General features: G+C 67.5%; 22 protein-coding genes and 1 riboswitch. Of the genes, 10 read left to right on the top strand and 12 right to left on the bottom strand.

Annotation, left to right across the window (positions count from 1 at the left end):
- From VE759_RS01070 to VE759_RS01055, 4 genes are all read right to left on the bottom strand, one after another.
- Positions 1-777: transglycosylase family protein (locus tag VE759_RS01070; RefSeq protein WP_324927405.1), on the bottom strand; the 777-nt coding region annotated here is incomplete at its 3' end.
- A 10-nt stretch (positions 778-787) separates the two neighbouring features.
- Positions 788-998, bottom strand: a riboswitch (cyclic di-AMP (ydaO/yuaA leader).
- 209 nt (positions 999-1,207) lie between these two features.
- Positions 1,208-1,501 (bottom strand): MoaD/ThiS family protein, encoded by a 294-nt coding sequence (locus tag VE759_RS01065; RefSeq protein WP_324927403.1) that lies wholly within the window; start codon positions 1,499-1,501, stop codon positions 1,208-1,210.
- Position 1,502: 1 nt separating this feature from the next.
- Positions 1,503-2,555 carry a GTP 3',8-cyclase MoaA gene (moaA, locus tag VE759_RS01060; RefSeq protein WP_324927401.1) on the bottom strand — a complete coding sequence of 351 codons (1,053 nt, stop codon included), beginning with the start codon at positions 2,553-2,555 and terminating at the stop codon, positions 1,503-1,505.
- Positions 2,552-2,944, bottom strand: a complete 393-nt coding sequence (locus VE759_RS01055) for a YccF domain-containing protein (protein WP_324927400.1) — start codon at positions 2,942-2,944, stop codon at positions 2,552-2,554. The genes moaA and VE759_RS01055 overlap by 4 nt, the downstream gene beginning before the upstream one ends.
- 129 nt (positions 2,945-3,073) lie before the next feature.
- Between VE759_RS01055 and VE759_RS01050 the strand changes: the two genes are divergently transcribed.
- Positions 3,074-3,484, top strand: a complete 411-nt coding sequence (locus tag VE759_RS01050) for a cold-shock protein (protein ID WP_324927398.1) — start codon at positions 3,074-3,076, stop codon at positions 3,482-3,484.
- Between the two features lie 116 nt (positions 3,485-3,600).
- Entirely contained in the window at positions 3,601-4,614 is a 1,014-nt protein-coding gene (locus tag VE759_RS01045; RefSeq protein WP_324927396.1) for a glutathione S-transferase family protein, read from the top strand.
- A 3-nt stretch (positions 4,615-4,617) separates the two neighbouring features.
- On the opposite strand, the gene VE759_RS01040 is transcribed toward VE759_RS01045, so the two are convergent.
- The gene (locus tag VE759_RS01040) at positions 4,618-5,094 is read right to left on the bottom strand and encodes a DUF2771 domain-containing protein (RefSeq protein WP_324927415.1); all 477 of its coding nucleotides are present in this window, start codon (positions 5,092-5,094) and stop codon (positions 4,618-4,620) included.
- A gap of 8 nt (positions 5,095-5,102) precedes the next feature.
- Positions 5,103-6,800, bottom strand: coding sequence for an MFS transporter (locus tag VE759_RS01035; protein WP_414687806.1), 1,698 nt, complete (start codon positions 6,798-6,800; stop codon positions 5,103-5,105).
- Between the two features lie 88 nt (positions 6,801-6,888).
- Here VE759_RS01035 and VE759_RS01030 point away from each other — a divergent pair, with 88 nt between their 5' ends.
- Positions 6,889-7,662 carry a DUF3027 domain-containing protein gene (locus VE759_RS01030; RefSeq protein ID WP_324927394.1) on the top strand — a complete coding sequence of 258 codons (774 nt, stop codon included), beginning with the start codon at positions 6,889-6,891 and terminating at the stop codon, positions 7,660-7,662.
- Positions 7,663-7,840: 178 nt separating this feature from the next.
- Here the strand turns inward: VE759_RS01030 and VE759_RS01025 are convergent, their stop codons facing one another.
- On the bottom strand, positions 7,841-8,119 hold the full coding sequence (locus VE759_RS01025) for a DUF2530 domain-containing protein (protein WP_324927392.1): 279 nt from the start codon (positions 8,117-8,119) through the stop codon (positions 7,841-7,843).
- A 76-nt stretch (positions 8,120-8,195) separates the two neighbouring features.
- On the opposite strand from VE759_RS01025, the gene VE759_RS01020 reads away from it, so the two are divergent.
- From VE759_RS01020 to VE759_RS01010, 3 genes are read left to right on the top strand one after another with little or no spacing between them, the layout of a single operon-like run.
- Positions 8,196-8,639, top strand: coding sequence for a MarR family winged helix-turn-helix transcriptional regulator (locus VE759_RS01020; RefSeq protein WP_414687805.1), 444 nt, complete (start codon positions 8,196-8,198; stop codon positions 8,637-8,639).
- Entirely contained in the window at positions 8,606-9,466 is an 861-nt protein-coding gene (locus tag VE759_RS01015) for a TrmH family RNA methyltransferase (RefSeq protein WP_414687807.1), read from the top strand. The genes VE759_RS01020 and VE759_RS01015 overlap by 34 nt, the downstream gene beginning before the upstream one ends.
- Positions 9,463-9,753, top strand: coding sequence for a DUF2537 domain-containing protein (locus VE759_RS01010; protein WP_324927389.1), 291 nt, complete (start codon positions 9,463-9,465; stop codon positions 9,751-9,753). The genes VE759_RS01015 and VE759_RS01010 overlap by 4 nt, the downstream gene beginning before the upstream one ends.
- 16 nt (positions 9,754-9,769) lie before the next feature.
- On the opposite strand, the gene sepH is transcribed toward VE759_RS01010, so the two are convergent.
- The 3 genes from sepH to map all read right to left on the bottom strand — a co-directional run bounded on the left by sepH (position 9,770) and on the right by map (position 12,582).
- A complete protein-coding gene (gene sepH, locus VE759_RS01005) occupies positions 9,770-10,540 on the bottom strand; it encodes a septation protein SepH (RefSeq protein WP_324927387.1) in 771 nt (256 codons plus the stop codon).
- 120 nt (positions 10,541-10,660) lie between these two features.
- Positions 10,661-11,782 carry a phosphoserine transaminase gene (serC, locus tag VE759_RS01000; RefSeq protein WP_324927385.1) on the bottom strand — a complete coding sequence of 374 codons (1,122 nt, stop codon included), beginning with the start codon at positions 11,780-11,782 and terminating at the stop codon, positions 10,661-10,663.
- A gap of 35 nt (positions 11,783-11,817) precedes the next feature.
- Positions 11,818-12,582 (bottom strand): type I methionyl aminopeptidase, encoded by a 765-nt coding sequence (gene map / locus VE759_RS00995; protein ID WP_324927383.1) that lies wholly within the window; start codon positions 12,580-12,582, stop codon positions 11,818-11,820.
- A gap of 114 nt (positions 12,583-12,696) precedes the next feature.
- On the opposite strand from map, the gene VE759_RS00990 reads away from it, so the two are divergent.
- Together VE759_RS00990 and VE759_RS00985 are read left to right on the top strand one after the other, a co-directional pair.
- A complete protein-coding gene (locus VE759_RS00990; RefSeq protein ID WP_324927381.1) occupies positions 12,697-13,713 on the top strand; it encodes a diiron oxygenase in 1,017 nt (338 codons plus the stop codon).
- 6 nt (positions 13,714-13,719) lie between these two features.
- Positions 13,720-15,402, top strand: coding sequence for an FAD-dependent oxidoreductase (locus VE759_RS00985; RefSeq protein ID WP_324927379.1), 1,683 nt, complete (start codon positions 13,720-13,722; stop codon positions 15,400-15,402).
- Here VE759_RS00985 and VE759_RS00980 read toward each other — a convergent pair.
- Together VE759_RS00980 and VE759_RS00975 are read right to left on the bottom strand one after the other, a co-directional pair.
- Positions 15,399-15,854, bottom strand: a complete 456-nt coding sequence (locus tag VE759_RS00980) for a VOC family protein (protein ID WP_324927378.1) — start codon at positions 15,852-15,854, stop codon at positions 15,399-15,401. The two genes, VE759_RS00985 and VE759_RS00980, sit on opposite strands and share 4 nt — an antisense overlap.
- Before the next feature lie 171 nt (positions 15,855-16,025).
- Positions 16,026-17,150, bottom strand: coding sequence for a citrate synthase 2 (locus VE759_RS00975; RefSeq protein WP_324927376.1), 1,125 nt, complete (start codon positions 17,148-17,150; stop codon positions 16,026-16,028).
- A gap of 62 nt (positions 17,151-17,212) precedes the next feature.
- Here VE759_RS00975 and pdxH point away from each other — a divergent pair, with 62 nt between their 5' ends.
- Both pdxH and VE759_RS00965 read left to right on the top strand, forming a co-directional pair.
- Complete coding sequence (gene pdxH / locus VE759_RS00970; RefSeq protein ID WP_324927374.1) at positions 17,213-17,872, top strand: pyridoxamine 5'-phosphate oxidase; 660 nt, start codon at positions 17,213-17,215, stop codon at positions 17,870-17,872.
- Between the two features lie 140 nt (positions 17,873-18,012).
- The gene (locus VE759_RS00965) at positions 18,013-18,663 is read left to right on the top strand and encodes a TetR family transcriptional regulator (protein WP_324927372.1); all 651 of its coding nucleotides are present in this window, start codon (positions 18,013-18,015) and stop codon (positions 18,661-18,663) included.
- Positions 18,664-18,732 lie beyond the last annotated feature (69 nt).

Genomic DNA, 18,732 nt, shown 5'->3' with positions numbered 1-18,732 from the left:
CGGGGCGGTGTCCCAGTTGGCCGGGTCGGCTCCCGGGAGGGCCGCGTCGACGGGCTGCTGCTGAGGTGCGGGCGGCGCCTCCGGAGCGGGCGGCGCCGCGGGTGCCGCGGGTGCGGGCACCTCCAGCGCGGTATCGACGATGACGGCGGAGTCGGCCGGCGGGGGCGGTTCGGGCGCGGCCGCATCCATCACCACGACCGGCTCGGCTGGAGGCGGCGCGTCCGCCGGCGGCGGAGCGTCTGGCGGCGGTGGAGCGTCTGGCGGCGGCGGAGCGTCTGGCGGCGGCGGAGCGTCTGGCGGCGGCAACGGGGCACCCAGCGGGGCGGGTGCGCCGTCGTCGAGGACAGGTGCGTCGGGCTTGGGCGCTTCGGGCTTGGGTGCTGCGGTCAATCCCGTCGGCACGTTTCGTGGGGTCGAACCCGACAGCGGACCGCCGCAGACGGGCCACGCGCCGCGGCCCTGATGAGCGAGCACGCGCTCGGCGACCGCGATCTGCTGTTCCTTGGTGGCCATGTGAGCCGACGGGGCGTATTGGCCGCCGCCGTTGCCGCTCCAGGTGCCGGGCGTGAACTGCAGGCCGCCCTGGTAGCCGTTACCTGTGTTGATTGCCCAGTTGCCGCCGGATTCGCAGCGGGCTACCTGGTCCCATTCGCCATCGGTGGCCGCGTTGGCTTGGCCGGCCAGGGCCAGGCCGCCGCCACCGATAACCGCGCCGGTGAACGCGATCTTGGCGACACTTACCGAGGATGTAGTGGGCTTACGATGCCGTCCACTCATAGGCGCGTGTCGTTCCTCTCTTGGCGCCCGCGAGGTCAGCTGTCGGGTTCGGGCTGGAGAGGTCGCCCGGCCGGTTGCCAGTTCCGTCAGGAATCGGCGCCGGCTTCACCCCAAGGAGCCGATGCGGCTCCTGGTCCGTGTCGGTGGACCGGTGGGTCCCCCGCCTCCATCCATGGTGGTCGTCGTTATTCCCCGCCCAACGGATGGAGTTCGGCGCGAAAGACGGGGCGGGCCAACCGCTATTGGGGGCTGGCTTGGACGAAGACGCTAACGCTTGGCGGGAATTCAGTCACCTTTTGCCGAAATCGGCGTTTCGGCCCCGAGCAAATAGGGAATCTCTAAGAAACGGCCGGTTTGTCGCTGGTAGCGAGCGTGCTAAATCGGCCCGTGGCCATCCTGTGACCATTCCGTGATGTGACGCAAATCACGATCATCCGCCCGCAAAGGGTGGGAGCACATCGATGGTGTGCGCGGTCCGCAGCGGCATTGCGGGGTCGCGGACGGCCACTTCGTCACACAAATACGAGCATCGGCTCAACACGGTCGCGAGTTTTTGGTCCCGACGGCCGAGCGTTTGGACGAGATCGGCGACGGTGGTGTGCGCCTCGACGGTGAGCGTCTCGGCCTCCACTCCGGCCGCGGCGCGGGCCGCCGCGAAATAGCGCACCGTTACCCGCACGCCGTTAAGCGGAGGGCATCTCCCGTGTGCGGGGGACTGCGTCATCTCAGCCGCCGATGGCGCTCATCGGCCGGGCCGGTTGCACGAAATTCGGATCATTGATGCCGTGGCCGGCGGGCTTGCTCCACATCGCCGCGCGCCAGGCCGCCTCGATCGCCTCGTCGTCGGCGCCGCCACGCAGCAGGGACCGCAGGTCGGTCTCCCGGGTCGCGAACAGGCAGCTGCGCACCTGGCCGTCGGCGGTCAACCGGGTACGGTCACAGGTCGAACAGAACGCGTGCGACACCGACGCGATCACACCGACGCTGGCAGGGCCGCCGTCGACCTGCCACAGCTCGGCGGGGGCCGAACCGCGCGGCGCCGGGTGCGGCCGGAGCGTGAAATGGCGTCGCAACGTCGCAAGCACGTCGTCGGCGGTGATCGCCTTGGCGCGTTGCCATTCATGGCCGGCATCCAAGGGCATCTGCTCGATGATGCGCAGCTGATATCCGTGCACGAGGCAAAACCGCAGCAGCGAGACCGCGTCGCCGAGCCCGGTGGCCGGGTCGAGCACGGCGTTGACCTTGACCGGTTTCAGCCCGGCGGCGTGCGCCGCTTGCAATCCAGCGAGGACGTCGGGTAGCCGGTCGCGGCGAGTGATCGCCGCGAAGTGTGCGGCGTCGACGCTGTCCAGCGACACGTTGACGCGGTCGAGCCCCGCCCGCTTCAACGCGCCGGCGCGGCGGGCCAGTCCGATGCCGTTGGTGGTGAGCGCGATCTCGGGCCGCGGTCGCAGCCGTGCCGTCGCCGCGACGATCTCCTCAAGATGCTTGGACACCAACGGTTCTCCGCCGGTGAACCGCACACTGGTGACGCCAAGTCGAGTCACCGCGAGCCGAATCAGGTGCACGAATTCGTCGGGCGACAGCAGCTGCTCGCCGGGCAGCCAATCCAGACCCTCGGCCGGCATGCAATAGGTGCAGCGCAAGTTGCACCGGTCGGTCAACGACACCCGCAGGTCCGTCGCCACTCTGCCGTAGCTGTCCACCAGGGGGCCACCGGCCGGTGCGTCCTCGGGGTCGGGCAGCACCGACGGCAGGCCCAGTGCGGTCACGGTCATGCCGCCACCCGCGCTTGGTCGACGGGCACGATCTCCTTGCCGAGCGGCACGAGGGAGACGGGGATCAGCTTGAGGTTGGCCAACGCCAGGGGTATTCCGATGATCGTGATCGCCATCGCCACCGCCGTCACCAGGTGACCGATCGCCAGCCAGATTCCGAACAACACCAGCCAGATGATGTTGCCAATCAGCGCACCGGCGCCCGCGGTCGGCTTCTGGACGATCGTGTATCCAAACGGCCACAACGCATACAACGCGATGCGCCATGCGGCGAAACCGAACGGAATCGTGATGATCAGGATGAAGCAAATCAGGCCCGCGAGCAGGTAGCCCAGGGCCAGCCAGAGGCCGCCGAAGATCAGCCAAATGATGTTCAGGATCAGGCGCATTCTTCCTCCCGCGGTCGTCCCAGCCTACCGAGTAAACGGGGGTGCTCGCGCCGATGGTGGCCGAGTAGGATCACACGCATCGCGTCCTGCGTTGCGGGGCGCGTTCTGGTGTTAGCGAGGTGAGATCCAGTGCCGACCGGCCGGGTGAAGTGGTACGACGCCGAAAAGGGCTTCGGCTTCCTGTCCCAGGAGGACGGAGAGGACGTCTACGTTCGCTCGTCGGCGTTGCCGGCGGGGGTGGAGGGCCTCAAATCCGGGCAGCGGGTCGAGTTCGGCGTCGCGACCGGCCGGCGCGGGCCTCAGGCGTTGAGCCTCAAGCTGATCGATCCGCCGCCGTCGCCGCTGCGGGCCCGCCGCGACAGCGGTCACGTCGAACACAAGCACACCCCAGACGAGCTGCACGGCATGGTTGAGGACATGATCACGCTGCTGGAGAGCACCGTGCAGCCGGAGCTGCGCAAGGGCCGCTACCCCGACCGCAAGACCGCGCGGCGGGTATCCGAGGTGGTCAGGGCCGTCGCGCGGGAGCTCGACGCGTAGCGACTGGTATGCGCCTGTGCGCCGATGCGCCTGCGCGCCGAACGTCGACTCAATGGTCCCAATAATCGAGAGCGGATCTAGGAGAAGACTCGACGCCGGACGGGCATTGTGGAGGCATGGCTACCTATGTATCCGGCGGGGGCGAGTTCCGGCGGGACACCAACTACATCACCACCCGCATCACGGCCGACGGCCGCGACGGCTATCCCGTCGAACCCGATCGCTACCGGTTGATTGTCGCGAGGGCCTGCCCCTGGGCCAATCGCACGATAATCGTGCGACGGCTGCTCGGCCTGGAACCCGTACTGTCCATCGGCTTTTGCGGGCCCACGCATGACGAAGACAGCTGGACGTTCGACCTCGACCCCGGCGGCGTCGACCCGGTGCTGAAGATCCCTCGACTCAAGGACGCCTACCTCAAGCGTTTCCCGAACTACCAGAAGGGCATCACGGTGCCCGCGATCGTCGACGTGGGAAGCGGTGATGTGGTCACCAATGACTTCGCCCAGATCACCCTCGACTTCTCGACGGAATGGGAGAAGTACCATCGTCCGGGCGCGCCGCGGCTGTACCCCGAGCCCCTGCGCGACGAGATCGACGAGGTCGCCCGGCGGATCTACACCGAGATCAACAACGGCGTCTACCGCTGCGGGTTCGCCGGGTCACAGCAGGCCTACGACGCCGGCTACGACCGGCTGTTCTCGGCGCTGGACTGGGTCAGCGAGCGGCTCGAAGGTCAGCGATATTTGGTGGGAGACACGATCACCGAGGCCGACGTTCGACTGTTCACCACGTTGGCCCGCTTCGATCCGGTTTATCACGGCCACTTCAAATGCAACCGTCAGAAGCTGTCCGAGATGCCGGTGCTGTGGGCGTATGCGCGAGACCTGTTCCAGACCGCGGGATTCGGCGACACTATCGACTTCGTGCAGATCAAGCAGCACTATTACATCGTGCATCAGGACATCAACCCGACGGGTATCGTCCCGCAGGGCCCTGACCTGACCAACTGGCTCACACCGCACGGCCGGGAAACCTTGGGCGGCAAGCCATTCGGCGAGGGCACGCCACCGGAGTCACCGGTCGAAGGCGAACGCGTGCCGCCTGGCCACGGCGCTGGACCGGCATGAAACCTACGACCAAACCGTCCGCACCGACCACTCGGCATGCGGTACCGCTTGCCATTGGCCGGTTCCGTCCGGCGCGAGGGTCAGCAACTGCACCACGACGCCGGTCAATCGGCCCCGCTGTGGATCGACGGTCGGGATCGTGACCGCAAGTCGGGTATCCGGGCGGAACATCTTCTCCGCGGTGTTGCGCGGGTCCTCATAGACCCACAGCAGCCGCCACGGCGCGCGGCCGATCGCGGTCGGCACCGATAGCTGCACCGGATCACGCGCGTTGACCGGCAATTCGCCCTCGGTCTGCGGCACCTGACAATCCTTGAGGTTCAACACATTGCAGTAGAAGTACGGGCCGACCCGGGTGAGATGGCCGTGCGAGTACGCGCTGATCTCCGGACGCTGCGGCGGGTGGTTGCGGACCACCAGCCACACCGCCAGAACGGTACCGACGGCAGCCACCACCGCCCCCAGCGCGGCGGCGATCATGCGTTGGCTCACTCCGGCGTCACGATCGCGTCGGTGTTTTCAGACCGACCGCCCTCCTGTTCGGCGAGCACCGGCCGGTTGCCGCCGAAGCCCGGTATCAGCGAGTCGCCGCGATAGCTGACAACGGTTTGGGCCAACCCGAGAATCAGAAACGACGAGATCGCCGTAAAGCCTACGTGGAGTTCGGTGTACACCAGCACACCCAGCGCTCCGCCGGCCACCCAGGCCAACTGCAGCAACGATTCGGAGCGTCCGAACGCCGACGCCCGCGACGCCTCAGGCAGATCGTCTTGCAGCGACGCGTCCAGCGACGCCTTGGCGATTGCACTCGATGCCGACGTCACCAGGGTCGCAAAGGCGACGACAAACATGTTGCCGGTGATGGCTGCGACCAGGGCCGCGACGGTGACCGCGACCGTGCACCGCACCACCAACACCGACGGATGGCCCAGCTCCAACCGCGCGGCGGCGCCGTTGCCGGCGAAGTTGCCGATGGCGGCGGCCGCGCCGATCAACCCGAGCAGCCCCAGCTGCATCCACACGTCGGCCTGGTGCGCCTTGGCGACAAACGCGGGATACAGGAACAAGAATCCGACCATCATCTTGATCGAGGCGTTGCCCCACAGCGACGTAATGATGTTGCGGCCCAACGGCTGCCGTGGCTTTACCAACTTCACCGAATCCGCCCTGGCCGGCTTGCGGCGCAACTCGCCGCCGCGCCCGTGATAACTCAGTGTGGTCGGCACCTCGCCGGCGGTGACTTCCACCCAGCGCGGGATCTGCATTGACGACCAGGCTCCAACAAGCGTCAGACCCACGACCACAAAAAGCGCACCGGGCAGGTGAAACATCTTGGTGAGCACGTACTCGATAGCGGCGGCGATGCCGCCGCCGACAATCGTGCCGCCGATCAGACCGAACACCGTCAGCCGCGAATTGACCCGGACGAGGTCGATCGTCGGCGGCATCACCCTCGGCGTCACCGCGCTGCGCAGCACCGAAAACGACTTGGACAGCACCATCATCAGCAGCGCGCACGGGTAGAGCACCCACCCCGGGTAGCCGCCGGTAGCACCGTCGTAGTTCGCGATCAGCACCACCGCCAGACCGGTGCGCAGCGCAAAGGACGTCGCCAGCGCGACCCGGCGGCCATGCTGCAGCCGGTCCAGCGCCGGGCCGATGAGCGGGGCGATCGCCGCGAACGGCGCAATCGTGATCAACAGATACAGCGCCACCTTGCTCTTGCTCTCCGCCGATGCCGCGGCGAAGAACAATGTGTTGGCCAACGCCACCGCCATCGCCGCGTCGACAGCGAAGTTCGCCATCACCGGGTACGTCAGAGCGGTGAGGCCCGACTTGTCTGCGCCGTCGGCAGTGGCCGCGCGCTGGAACAGGCCATACATCTTCGAGCCCATCTCGCGGCTGCGCATCGCGGCGGCGCGGGTCACCGTGATCTTCTGCGGACCGCTGCCGACAGCGCCGCGGGGCGGCACCGAGCGATAGTCGGATGCGGGATCGTCCAGCGGCGGCAGATAGCGGTTGGCACTCGGCGGCGCCGCGGGCCGGCGCGGCCGCCGGTAGCCCGCCCCATCGCTGGGATAGTTTGCCATTCCCGGATGTTCGTCGGTCTGCCCGCGCGCCGGCCGCGGCGGGTAATAGCGGCGCTTCCGTCCGTCGTCACCGGGTGCTCGCCGCGAGCCGGTCATGAGTTCGATTCTTCCCTATCGGGGCTGCCCCGGCGCGCAGGCAACCGGTGTGGCTACCCAGTGCGCGCGTGGGGCACTATGGGATGCGATGGAAGGTCCCGCCACATATGCGCCCGAGCGCCCGGACGGTCTCGAGGCGGTGCTGGCGGGTGCTGTCGACCAAGCCCGTGCGGCGATCGTGGAGATTGGCGGGGAAACCGTCGGCGAGTACCTCGGCGTGACTCGCGAGGACCCCAATTGCGCGACGCATCGCTTCCTGGCGAACCTTCCCGGATACCAGGGGTGGCAGTGGGCCGTCGTTGTGGCCGCGCATCCCGGGGCCGATCACGCCACCATCAGTGAGGTGGTTCTGGTGCCGGGGCCAACGGCCTTGCTGGCCCCGGAATGGGTGCCGTGGGAAGACCGGATCAAGCCCGGCGACCTGAGCCCCGGCGACCTGCTTGCCCCCCGCCGCGACGACCCGCGGCTGGTACCCGGCTACGTCGCCACCGGCGATCCCCACGTCGACGAGGTCGCCCTCGAGGTGGGCCTCGGCCGGCGGCAGGTGCTCAGCTCCTGGGGCCGGTCCCAAGCCGCACAGCGGTGGCACGACAGCGATTTCGGCCCGCATTCGCCGATGGCGCGCTCGACGCGGCGGGTGTGTCGCGACTGTGCGTTCTACGTGCCACTTTCCGGCGCGCTCGGGGTGATGTTCGGAGTCTGCACCAATGAGGCGTCCGCCGACGGCCACGTGGTCGACTCCGAATACGGCTGCGGCGCGCATTCGGAGACCCCGGCGCCGCAGGGCAGCGGCTCTCCGCTATATGACCCGTACGACGACGGCGTGCTCGATGTCACCGACTCGGACGACGCGCCGTCCTAGGTGCGCCGAGGGCGCACAGGGGCCCAATGCGTACATTTGGCATCGCGACTCCATTCCGCATTCGCTTGGAATCGCCGATCAACCCGTTCAGACCTTCTGGGCCAGCGTTTGATGCTGATCTCTGCGTGCAATAGCGGTGCTGTTAATGATGCTTGCTAGGCAATTTGCTCGGCTAAATTCAGTCCAGACCAGATTGGGCACCGCGGGCGCCGGCGCGGGCCTCATGACGCTGCCACAGAAATATGCCGGTGCCCAACACGGCGAGACCCAGCCCCGCCAACGTGACCGGACGCCAGGACTGCAGGCTCGACACGGTGAACGCCGCCACAGCGGCGATGAGCCAGCCCAGCGTGATAACGGCGATGACCGGCCGCGGATCGCGCAGCCTCGCCGGCAGTTCGGGCGGCCTGACCTGGGTCTCCGATCCGGTGGCGTCACCGGTTGGCTCGGTGCTCATCGCGACTAACCTAACCGATCCGTCCACTCGGCGGGCGGGTCCGGTTGTTACCGAGTCTAATTGGGCGGGATGTCGTATGTTTGCTTACGTGTGGGACCCGGATGCCCGACTGGCCAACGACTTGGCGCTTGCAGTGGTAAGACTGGCGCGCCAATTGCGCTTTCGACGATCCCAGTCTCCGGTTTCACTATCTCAACTATCGGCATTGTCCACTCTCTCGAAAGAGGGCGCGATGACGCCCGGCGCACTGGCCGAGCGGGAGCGGGTCCGGCCGCCGTCGATGACTCGGGTGATCGCTTCGCTGGCCGAACTTGGCTTCGTCGCTCGCAGCGCCCACCCGGCCGACGGCCGCCAGGTGCTGGTCTCGGTGTCCGATGCGGGCAACGATCTGATCGAGGCCGAACAGCGCGCCAGCCAGGAGTGGCTGCGACGCCGGCTGGCAAGTCTGGACGACAACCAGCGCGCGACGTTGTTGGAGGCGGCCGAATTGATGCGAGCGATCGTCGACGAAGGCGCGTGAGCGCCACCGTCGTCGACGTGACCGACCCCGGCGACGCGCGGCTGGACGACTTTCGCGACCTCAACAGCGTCGACCGCCGACCCGACCTGCCGAGCGGCAAGGCGCTGGTGATCGCGGAGGGCGTGTTGGTGGTGCAGCGGATGCTGGCCTCGCGGTTCAAGGCCTTCGCGCTGCTGGGCACCGACAGGCGGCTCGCCGAGCTGCGCGACGACTTGGCGAACCCCGTTTTCCCGGAAGACATCCCCTACTACCGGGTGGACGCCGAGGTGATGGCGCGGGTGGTCGGGTTTCACCTGAATCGCGGTGTGCTTGCGGCCGCGCGCCGTCCGCCGGAGCCGACGGTGGAGCAGGTGATTCACGACGCCCGTGCCGTGGCGGTGTTGGAAGGCGTCAACGACCATGAAAACCTCGGTTCGATCTTCCGTAATGCCGCCGGCCTTGGTGTGGACGCGGTGGTGTTCGGCGCCGGTTGCGCCGACCCGCTGTACCGGCGAGCGGTGCGGGTGTCGATGGGCCACGCGCTGCTGGTGCCCTACGCGCGCGCCGCCGCCTGGCCCGCGGACCTGAAAACGTTGCAGCAGCGGGGGTTTCGGATCTTGGCTTTGACTCCGGAGGCCGACGCGATAACGCTGCAGGACGCGATGACCGAGGTTGGCGACGATCGGCTGGCCGTGCTGGTGGGCGCCGAAGGGCCGGGGCTGACGCGCGCGGCGATGCGGGCCAGCGATATGCGGGTACGCATACCGATGTCGCGGGGAACCGACTCGCTCAACGTCGCGACCGCTGCCGCGCTGGCGTTCTACGAACGGGTTAGGCTCGCGCGGTGACGGGCCCGCAGCGACCCACCGAGACTCCGTGGGGCACCGGTCTGATCGTGTCGGCGTTCGTCGCGGCCGTCACCGCTGCGGCCGTGGTGGTGCTGAGCCTCGGGGTGGCGCGGGTGCATCCGCTGCTCGCCGTCGGCCTCAACGCGGTGGCGGTCGGTGGCCTCGCGCCGACTCTGTGGGGGTGGCGCACCGTGCCGGTGCTGCGCTGGTTCGTGCTGGGTGCGGGCGTCGGCGTACTGGGGGCCTGGCTGGCGCTAGGGGCGATTGCGCTGTCGCACTCGGGCTGACGGTTTCGGGCAAGGTTTAGCGCTGGCCGCTGGACCGCACGCCCAGCAGCACGTCCTCCCACCCCGGGACCGGCGGCTTGCGATTGCCGCGCCGGGCACGCGTCGGCTGGGTCGGCATCGTCGGCGGATCGGGTCGCTGCGGCGCCACCGGCTCCTCGAAGTCGAGCCGGGCCACCGCCGCAACGGGCCGCAGTGGCCGGTCGAAGTTCGGGTCGATCAGGTCGCGTGCAGCGTCGTCGATCGCGGTGACGGTTCCGCCGTGGGCGCCGGGAGCGAACCGGAAATGTGCGCGGTTGTCCGAGCAGCCGGCCTTCCACCGCAGTTGCACGGTCCAGCGGCCGTCATCGTTCTTCCAGGCATCCCACGTCGTGGTGTCGTGGTCGAGCCCGCGAGCCACCAGCGCGGCCGTCACCGTTTCCAGCAGCGTCAGCATCGCCGGCCCATCGGCGAGCACCGGGTGGGCAGCAGTCGCCAGCTCGGCGGCCCTCGCGCGTTCGAGCAATACCGGATGAGCAAATCGTTCGACCCGGCTGATCTCGACTCCGGCCGCGGCGGCAACTTGCTCGACGGACGCGCCGGCCCGAATCTTTGCTTGAATCTCCTTGGGTGTCAGCACAGTTGCGACCTCGACATCGATTTGGGGTTGGCCCGGCCGGTCCTGCTCGCCGCGCAGAGCGGCGCGCAGCCGCTCGTCCGCGCGCAACGCGAAGGTTTCCGCGGCGTCCGTGATTTGGCAGATGATGCGTTTACCGTCGACATCGAAACCAACGACCTTCAACTCCCGCATGCCGACCTCCTCCGAGCCTCAAGAGCCTGGCCCGATTGGTCGGCACTCTAGTGCAGCGACCGGCGAAAATTGCGGATGACACGCTGTATTTGATGCTCTTCGCGCGAGCGCTCATCGGCACTACTGGAGGCGTTCCACCACCCAGTCGACGCACTGGGTGAGCGCGGTGACGTCTTCGGGGTCGACAGCTGGGAACATCGCGATCCTCAGCTGGTTCCGGCCGAGTTTGCGGTACGGCTCGGTGTCGACGATACCGTTGGCGCGCAGAGTCTTGGCGACGGCGTTGGCGTCGACCTCGTCGGCGAAATCGATGGTGCCGACCACCTGGGAGCGCAGCTCGGGGTCCGCGACGAACGGCGTGGCATACGGCGACGCCTGCGCCCAGGAGTACAGCCGCTGCGACGAATCGGCGGTGCGTTTGACGGCCCAATCCAGCCCGCCATTTCCCAGCAACCAATCGATCTGCTCGGCCATCAGCACCAGCGTGCCGATCGCCGGGGTGTTGTAGGTCTGGTTCTTGCGGCTGTTGTCGACGGCGATCGGCAGCGACAGGAAGTCCGGCACCCACCGGCCGGCCGCCGCGATGGCCTCGATGCGCGCCAGCGCCGCCGGGCTCAGCACGGCCAACCACAACCCACCGTCACTGGCGAAATTCTTCTGCGGCGCAAAGTAGTACGCATCGGCGTCGGCGATGTCGACCGGCAGCCCGCCGGCCCCCGACGTGGCGTCGATGAGGATTAGCGCATGCTCCGAATCGGCGGGGCGGCGCACCGGCACTGCCACACCGGTCGAGGTCTCGTTATGCGCCCACGCGATCACGTCGGCCGACGGATCCGAGCGCGGCACCGGTGCACCGCCCGGCTCGGCCTTGTCGATGATTGGGTCGCCGACGAACGGGTTCTTCGCTACCGCGGAGGCAAACTTGGAACTGAACTCGCCGTAGGCCAGGTGCAGCGAGCGCTTGTCGATCAGCCCGAACGTGGCGGCGTCCCAGAAAGCGGTCGTGCCGCCGTTGCCGAGGATCACCTCGTAGCCGTCCGGCAGCGAAAACAGCTCCGCCAGCCCGTCGCGCACCCGGCCCACCAAATTCTTGACGGGTGCCTGACGGTGCGACGTTCCGAACAAGTTGGCCGCGGTGGTGGACAACACCTGCAACTGTTCTGGTCGCACCTTCGACGGCCCGGACCCGAAACGTCCGTCCTTCGGTTTGATCGTGTCGGGGATGGTGAGCGTATCGGCCATGCCATAAAGATTACGGAGCCGACCTGAAGGGCTGCTCAGCCGGTGAGTATCCGTGCCCCATCGGTGGTGATAGCGACGGTGTGCTCGGCATGCGCGGCCCGCGCACGACTAGCGGTGCGCAATGTCCAGCCGTCCGGATCGTGCGCGTAGTTGTCGGTGCCGTCGGCAATCAGCATCGGCTCGATCGCGATGACGAGCCCGGGGCGCAGTCGCATGCCCGCGCCGGCACGGCCTTCGTTGGGCACATGCGGGTCCTCGTGCATCGCCCGGCCGATCCCGTGGCCGCCGTGGTTAGCGAGCAATCCATAGCCCGCGGCGCGCGCCGAGCTGGAGATCGCGTGGCCGATGTCACCCACCGTATTGCCGGGCCGGGCGGCTGCGATTCCTGCGGCCAGCGCCCGTTCGGTCGCCTCGATCAGCTTGATGTCGGCGTCGCGGGGGATGCCCACCACGAAGCTGCGCGCCGCGTCGCCGCACCACCCGTCGAGCACCGCGCCGAAGTCCACCGACACGAGGTCGCCGTCGGCGAGCACCTGCCCATTGGGGATTCCGTGCACGACAGCGTCATTGACGCTGACGCAGAGCACCGCGGGGTAGGGCCGCGGCGCCCACGGCGGATGGTAATTGAGGAACGGCGAGTGGGCACCGTGGCGGGTCAGCACGTCGGCGGCCACACGGTCCAGCTCGGCAGTGGGTATGCCCGCCCGTGCGTGATCGGCGACCGCCTGCAATGTCTCGGCGACCACGGCTCCGGCGCAGGCCATCGCCTCGATCTCGGCGGCGGTCTTCAAATCGACCATCGATCTCATCCTTTCCTGCAAATGAGGTCCACGCCAGCTGAGGCTGGATTATTCCCAATACCTCCGGTACCGTGTACAAAAAGCCCCAAATGTAAAGCGCACGGGAGGCAGGCAATGGCTCGCACACGCTTGGTCAAGCGGTGGAAGCGCAACATGGACGTCGCCGACGACACCGAGTACGTCGACATGCTGACGACGCTCTCGGAGGGCTCGGTGCGGCGGAACTTCAACCCGTACACCGATATCGACTGGAACTCTCCCGAGTTCGCTGTCACGGAAAATGATCCGCGCTGGATCCTTCCGTCGAGCGACCCCCTGGGCCGCCATCCCTGGTACAAGGCCCAGCCGCAGGCACGCCAGATCGCGATCGGCAAGTGGCGCCAGGCCAACGTCGCAAAGGTCGGTCTGCACTTCGAGAGCATCCTGATCCGCGGCCTGATGAACTACACATTCTGGGTGCCCAACGGCTCGCCCGAATACCGGTATTGCCTGCACGAATCGGTCGAAGAATGCAACCACACCATGATGTTTCAGGAGATGGTCAACCGCATCGGCGCCGACGTTCCTGGCATGCCGCGGCTACTGCGCTGGGTGTCGCCGCTGATCCCGCTCGCGGCGGGCCCGCTACCGATCGTGTTCTTCTTCGGCGTGCTTGCCGGCGAGGAGCCCATCGACCACACCCAGAAGAACGTGTTGCGTGAGGGCAAGTCGCTGCACCCGATCATGGAGCGGGTGATGGCGATTCACGTGGCCGAGGAAGCCCGTCACATCTCGTTCGCTCATGAGTATCTGCGCAAGCGCGTCCCACACATGCGCCCGCGCCAGCGGTTCTGGCTGTCGCTGCACGTCCCGCTCATCATGCGGATGCTGTGCCAGGCGATCGTGGTCCCACCGCGCAGCTTCTGGAAGGAGTTCGACATCCCGCGGGCGGTCAAGAAGGAGCTGTTCTTCCGCGCGCCGGATTCACGTCAGATGCTGCGCGACATGTTCGCCGATGTCCGGATGCTCTGCTACGACATCGGTCTGATGAATCGGGTCGCCAGGCTCATGTGGCGGATCTGCAAGATCGAGGGCCGGCCGAGCCGCTATCGCAGCGAGCCACAGCGCCGGAACGTAGTCAGGGCCGCATAGGATTTTATGCCGCACGTCATCACTCAGTCGTGTTGCAGCGACGGGTCCTGCGTTTACGCATGCCCGGTCAACTGCATCCATCCCACGCCCGACGAGCCGGGTTTCGGCACGGCGGAGATGCTGCACATCGACCCCGTAGCGTGCGTGGACTGCGGTGCCTGCGTTTCGGCGTGTCCGGTCGGCGCGATCACGCCCGATATCAAGCTGTCGGTTGAGCAGTTGCCGTTCGCCGGGGTCAACGCGTCGTTCTATCCCGAGCGTCCCGCCGACGAGAAACTGCCCCCGACATCGAAGCTGGCGCCGGTCGTTGACGCCCCGGCGGTCCAAGCCCGGCCGGGCGGGCCACTGCGGGTGGCCGTCGTCGGCTCGGGACCCGCCGCGATGTATGCGGCCGACGAACTGCTGACGCAGCGAGGGGTCTGCGTCAACGTCTTCGAGAAACTGCCGGCGCCGTATGGGCTGGTGCGCGCCGGCGTGGCACCCGACCACCAGACCACGAAGCGGGTTACTCGGCTGTTCGATCGAATGGCCCGCAACGACAGATTCCGCTTTTACCTGAACGTCACTGTCGGAAAACATGTTTCACACGACGAGCTGCTGCGGCACCATCACGCGGTGGTGTATGCGGTCGGCGCGCCGTCCGACCGCCGCCTCGACATCCCCGGCTTCGGCATGCCCGGCACCGCGACCGCGACCGAAGTGGTGGCATGGATCAACGCCCATCCCGGGTTCGCCGCACTGCCGGTCGAGCTGCGGCATCCACGCGCGGTGATCATCGGCAACGGCAACGTCGCCTTGGACGTCGCACGCATCCTCACAGCCGACCCCGCACGGCTTGCCTGCACGGATATTTCGCGTGCGGCGTTGATGGCGTTGCGGGCCGGCATGCTGCGCGAGGTCGTGATCGCCGCCCGGCGTGGACCGGCGGAGTCGGCGTTCACGCTGCCCGAGCTGCTCGGCCTGACATCTTCGTCGCGGGTTGTGCTCGACGAGACCGACCACGAGCTGGTGCGCGCCGAACTGGCTCGTGCCACCGATCCGCTGACACGCCACAAGCTCGAGGTGCTGGCATCGTTGGACAGAGTCAACCGCGACGACCCGCCCGACCGGCCGCGAATCCGGTTCGCCTACCTGTTGACGCCGCGACGCGCGATCGGCGACGGCCGCGTAGGCGCCGTCGAGTTCACGGTCACCGGGACCGACGATGTTCGGGTGCTCGACGCCGGCGTGGTGTTGAGCTCGATCGGCTACCGGGGCCGGCCCGTTGCCGGGCTGCCTTTCGACGAGTCCGCCGCGGTGGTGCCCAACCAGCAAGGCCGCGTCGTCAACCCGCTGACCGATGGGCCCGTGCCGGGCAGCTACGTCGCCGGGTGGATCAAGCGTGGTCCGACGGGCTTCATCGGGACAAACAAGTCGTGCTCGCAGGAGACCGTTCGCGCCTTGGTCGACGACTACAACGGCGGGCTACTCGCTGACCCCGTTGCCAGCCTCACCGCGCTGGACCGCCTGATCCGCAGCCGTCAGCCGGATGTCGTTGACGGCGACCGCTGGCATGCGATCGACCGCGCGGAGATCGAACGCGGCCGGGCCGACGGCCGTCCCCGCGACAAATTCACCACTGTCGCCGAGATGCTGGCCGTCGAACCGCCACGGCAGCCGCGACGCAGGCTGGCGGGGCTGCGCCGTTAGGCGTTGCCCGTTATGAAGGCGCTGATCTCGTCCTCACTAACTTCGCGCACCGGCTGGCCCATCGACCACAGATGACCGAACGGATCCCGAAGTATGCCGTACCGGTCACCCCAGAAGGCGTCCTCCAGGGGTTGAACGACGGTCGCGCCCGCGTCGACCGCCTTTTGGAACTTGATGTCGACGTCGGTGACGGTCAGATGGATGGTGACCGGGGAACCGCCGAGCGCGGTGGGCGTCATCGACTTGCCGTCACTCATTTCCGGGAAGTCGTCGTTGAGCATCACCAGCGACCCGTTGATTCGCAGCGCCGCGTGATAGAGCTTCTTGCCGTCGGGTCCAGGCACCCGTCCGAGTTCCTCGGCGTCGAACGCTTTAACGTAGAAGTCGATGGCCGCGGCGCCGTCGCCGACCGTCAGCATCGGGGACACAGCGGGTTGAACTTCTATGGCCATGGCGATCTCCTCACTTGTTGACGTCTACCCCTGACTGGGGCTACCCGTACCGACTACGTGCGTGGGCGCAACTCATCGGCACCGCGCCGATGTAACCACGGATCACCGACAAGAACGGTGTTTGGCACACGGGCCGCGAGCCGCCCCGAGATGGGTCTGGTTAGGAAAGCGCTAGACGGCGACGCGGGAGATCTCGCTCCAGCCCGCGACGGACTCCGGCGCACGCGGTCCAGGACCGACATAGACGGCCGACGGGCGAACCAGCTTGCCGAGCTTCTTCTGCTCGAGAATGTGCGCGCACCAACCCGCTGTGCGGCCGCACGTGAACATCGCCGGCATCATCTTCGGCGGCACATTCGCAAAATCGAGGATGACCGCCGCCCAGAACTCCACGTTCGTCTCGATCGCGCGGTCCGGCCGCCGCTCCCGCAACGCGCTCAACGCCGCCTGCTCCAGCGCGGCGGCCACCTCGTAGCGCGGCGCGTCGAGTCGCCTCGCCGTCGCCCGCAGCACGCGTGCCCGCGGATCCTCGGCGCGGTACACGCGGTGCCCGAAACCCATCAACTTCTCGTGGCGGTCCAGGACGCCGCTCACCACAACCTTGGCGTCACCGGTGCGCTCGACCTCTTCGATCATCGGAATCACCCGCGCCGGCGCGCCGCCGTGCAGCGGGCCGCTCATCGCGCCGACTGCGCCCGACAGCGACGCCGCCACGTCGGCGCCTGTCGAGGCGATCACTCGTGCCGTGAACGTCGACGCGTTCATGCCGTGTTCGGCGGCGGTGACCCAGTATGCGTCGATGGCCTCGACGTGCTTCGGGTCGGCCTCGCCCTGCCACCGCGTCATGAATCTCTCTGTGACTGTTGCACAATCGTCGATCGTCCGTTGCGGCACCGCGGGCTGATAGATGCCGCGGGCCGACTGTGCGACATACGACAGCGCCATCACCGACGCGCGGGCGAGTTGCTCGCGGGCGATGGCGTCGCCGATGTCCAGCAGCGGCGCGTACCCCCAGATCGGGGCCAGCATCGCCAGGCCGGCCTGGACGTCGACACGCACATCGCCGGTGTGGATCGGCAGTGGGAACGGCTCGGCCGGTGGCAACCCATGGCCGAACTTGCCGTCCACCAACAACGCCCAGACATCACCGAACGTCACCCGCCGGTCGACCAAGTCCTCGATGTCGACGCCGCGATACCGCAGGGCGCCGCCGTCCTTGTCTGGCTCCGCGATCTCGGTCGTGAAGGCCACGACGCCTTCCAGACCACTGACGAAGTTCTCCGGTACCGCAGTCATGCGCCGATTCTCGCACCCGGTCACTACCGATTGGTAACCGGTGGTGGCGTAGCGTTGTCGCGGTGGCAGGACCGGACAGCGAGCACCTGGCGGCGATGCGAGTGGAATACGGGCCCGAGAAGGACGGCTGCAGCGACCTCGACGTCGACTGGCTCGATGTTGGCTGGGTTGCGTTGTTGCGCAAGTGGATCAGCGACGCCGAACGCGCGGCCGTGGCCGAGCCGAACGCGATGGTGTTGGCGACGGTCGACCGGCTGGGAAGGCCGGTAAGCCGTTCGGTGCTCTGTAAGAGCGTCGACGAGACCGGGGTCACATTCTTCACAAACTACGACTCGGACAAGGGCGCCGAGCTAGCCGCGACACCGTATGCGTCGGTCACTTTTCCGTGGTACGACCTCGGCCGGCAGGCGCACCTTCGCGGGCCGGTGACCAGGGTCACTCCCGAGGCCACCGCCGACTACTGGTCCAAGCGGCCACGCGGCTCGCAGCTCGGGGCGTGGGCGTCGCATCAATCCCGGCCGATCGGGTCAAGGGCGGAACTGCTTGAGCAACTGGCGCAGGTGACCGAGCGATTCGCAACGACCGATCGGGTGCCGGTGCCGCCGAACTGGGGCGGTTACCTCGTCGCGCCCGAACTCGTCGAATTCTGGCAGGGCCGAGAAAACCGCCTGCACAACAGGATCCGCATCATCGGTGGTCGGGTGGAACGGCTGCAGCCGTGATCGCGTGAGCCTGCTTGCCGACACCGTTGCGGGGCTGCCGCCGCCGCAGTCGGTACAAAGCGGCGGAGATCGGCAAAAGTTGACCGACCGCAATTTGCAGGAACGGTCACTTCGACTTGGCTGCGCGCTACGATCCCGGCGTGGTCGACGTTGCGGCGGAGACGACGGCGCTGGGGTTGCGCGAGCGCAAGAAGCAGCGCACCCGGGCGACGCTGATCGACGCGGCCATCGAGCTGTGCGACCGCCAGGGTTTTGAACACACCACCGTCGACCAGATCGCCGCCGTCGCCGATGTGTCGCCGCGAACATTCAGCCGGTATTTCGCGACCAAGGATGCCGTCATCCTGGCGATGATCGACCAGATGATCAACGCCATCGCCGTCGAATTAGCGCGCCAGCCAACGGAGCTCAGTGCACTCGAGGCACTCACGGCGGCATACGTGGCGGCATTGCGGAAGACCGTGTCGCCGGCTGCCGGCGCACTGACCGCGGAGCGCGTATTGGCGATGGCGCGCATCGTGATGGCCTCGCCGACGTTGCGGCAGTCGGTCCAGGACTTTCGCATGCACTCGACCAATCTGGCGCTGGCCGAGCGGATGGGAGTGGGGGTCGATGATCGCCGTCTGAAACTCGTGGCGGCGGTTTGGTCGACGATCATCATGACCGCCCACAGCGACCTGGGTCCGGCAACTGATTGGGCCAGCATCGGCGTCGACGGAATCATCGCTCGGGTCGAGGAGACGTTTGCCCAGTTCATAGACGTCATCGCCGGTCTGCGCGTGCCGGTCTGAACCGGCGTCCCACCCCGCACGGGCGCGCGCGCCAGAATGCGACTACCTTTTGTAGAGCAACCTTCACCC

It is taken from the genome of Mycobacterium sp., assembly GCF_035640695.1.
Classification (GTDB): Bacteria; Actinomycetota; Actinomycetes; order Mycobacteriales; family Mycobacteriaceae; genus Mycobacterium.
The sequence above is the reverse complement of the archived record's forward strand: the minus strand, read 5'-3'. Positions and strand labels throughout refer to the sequence as shown.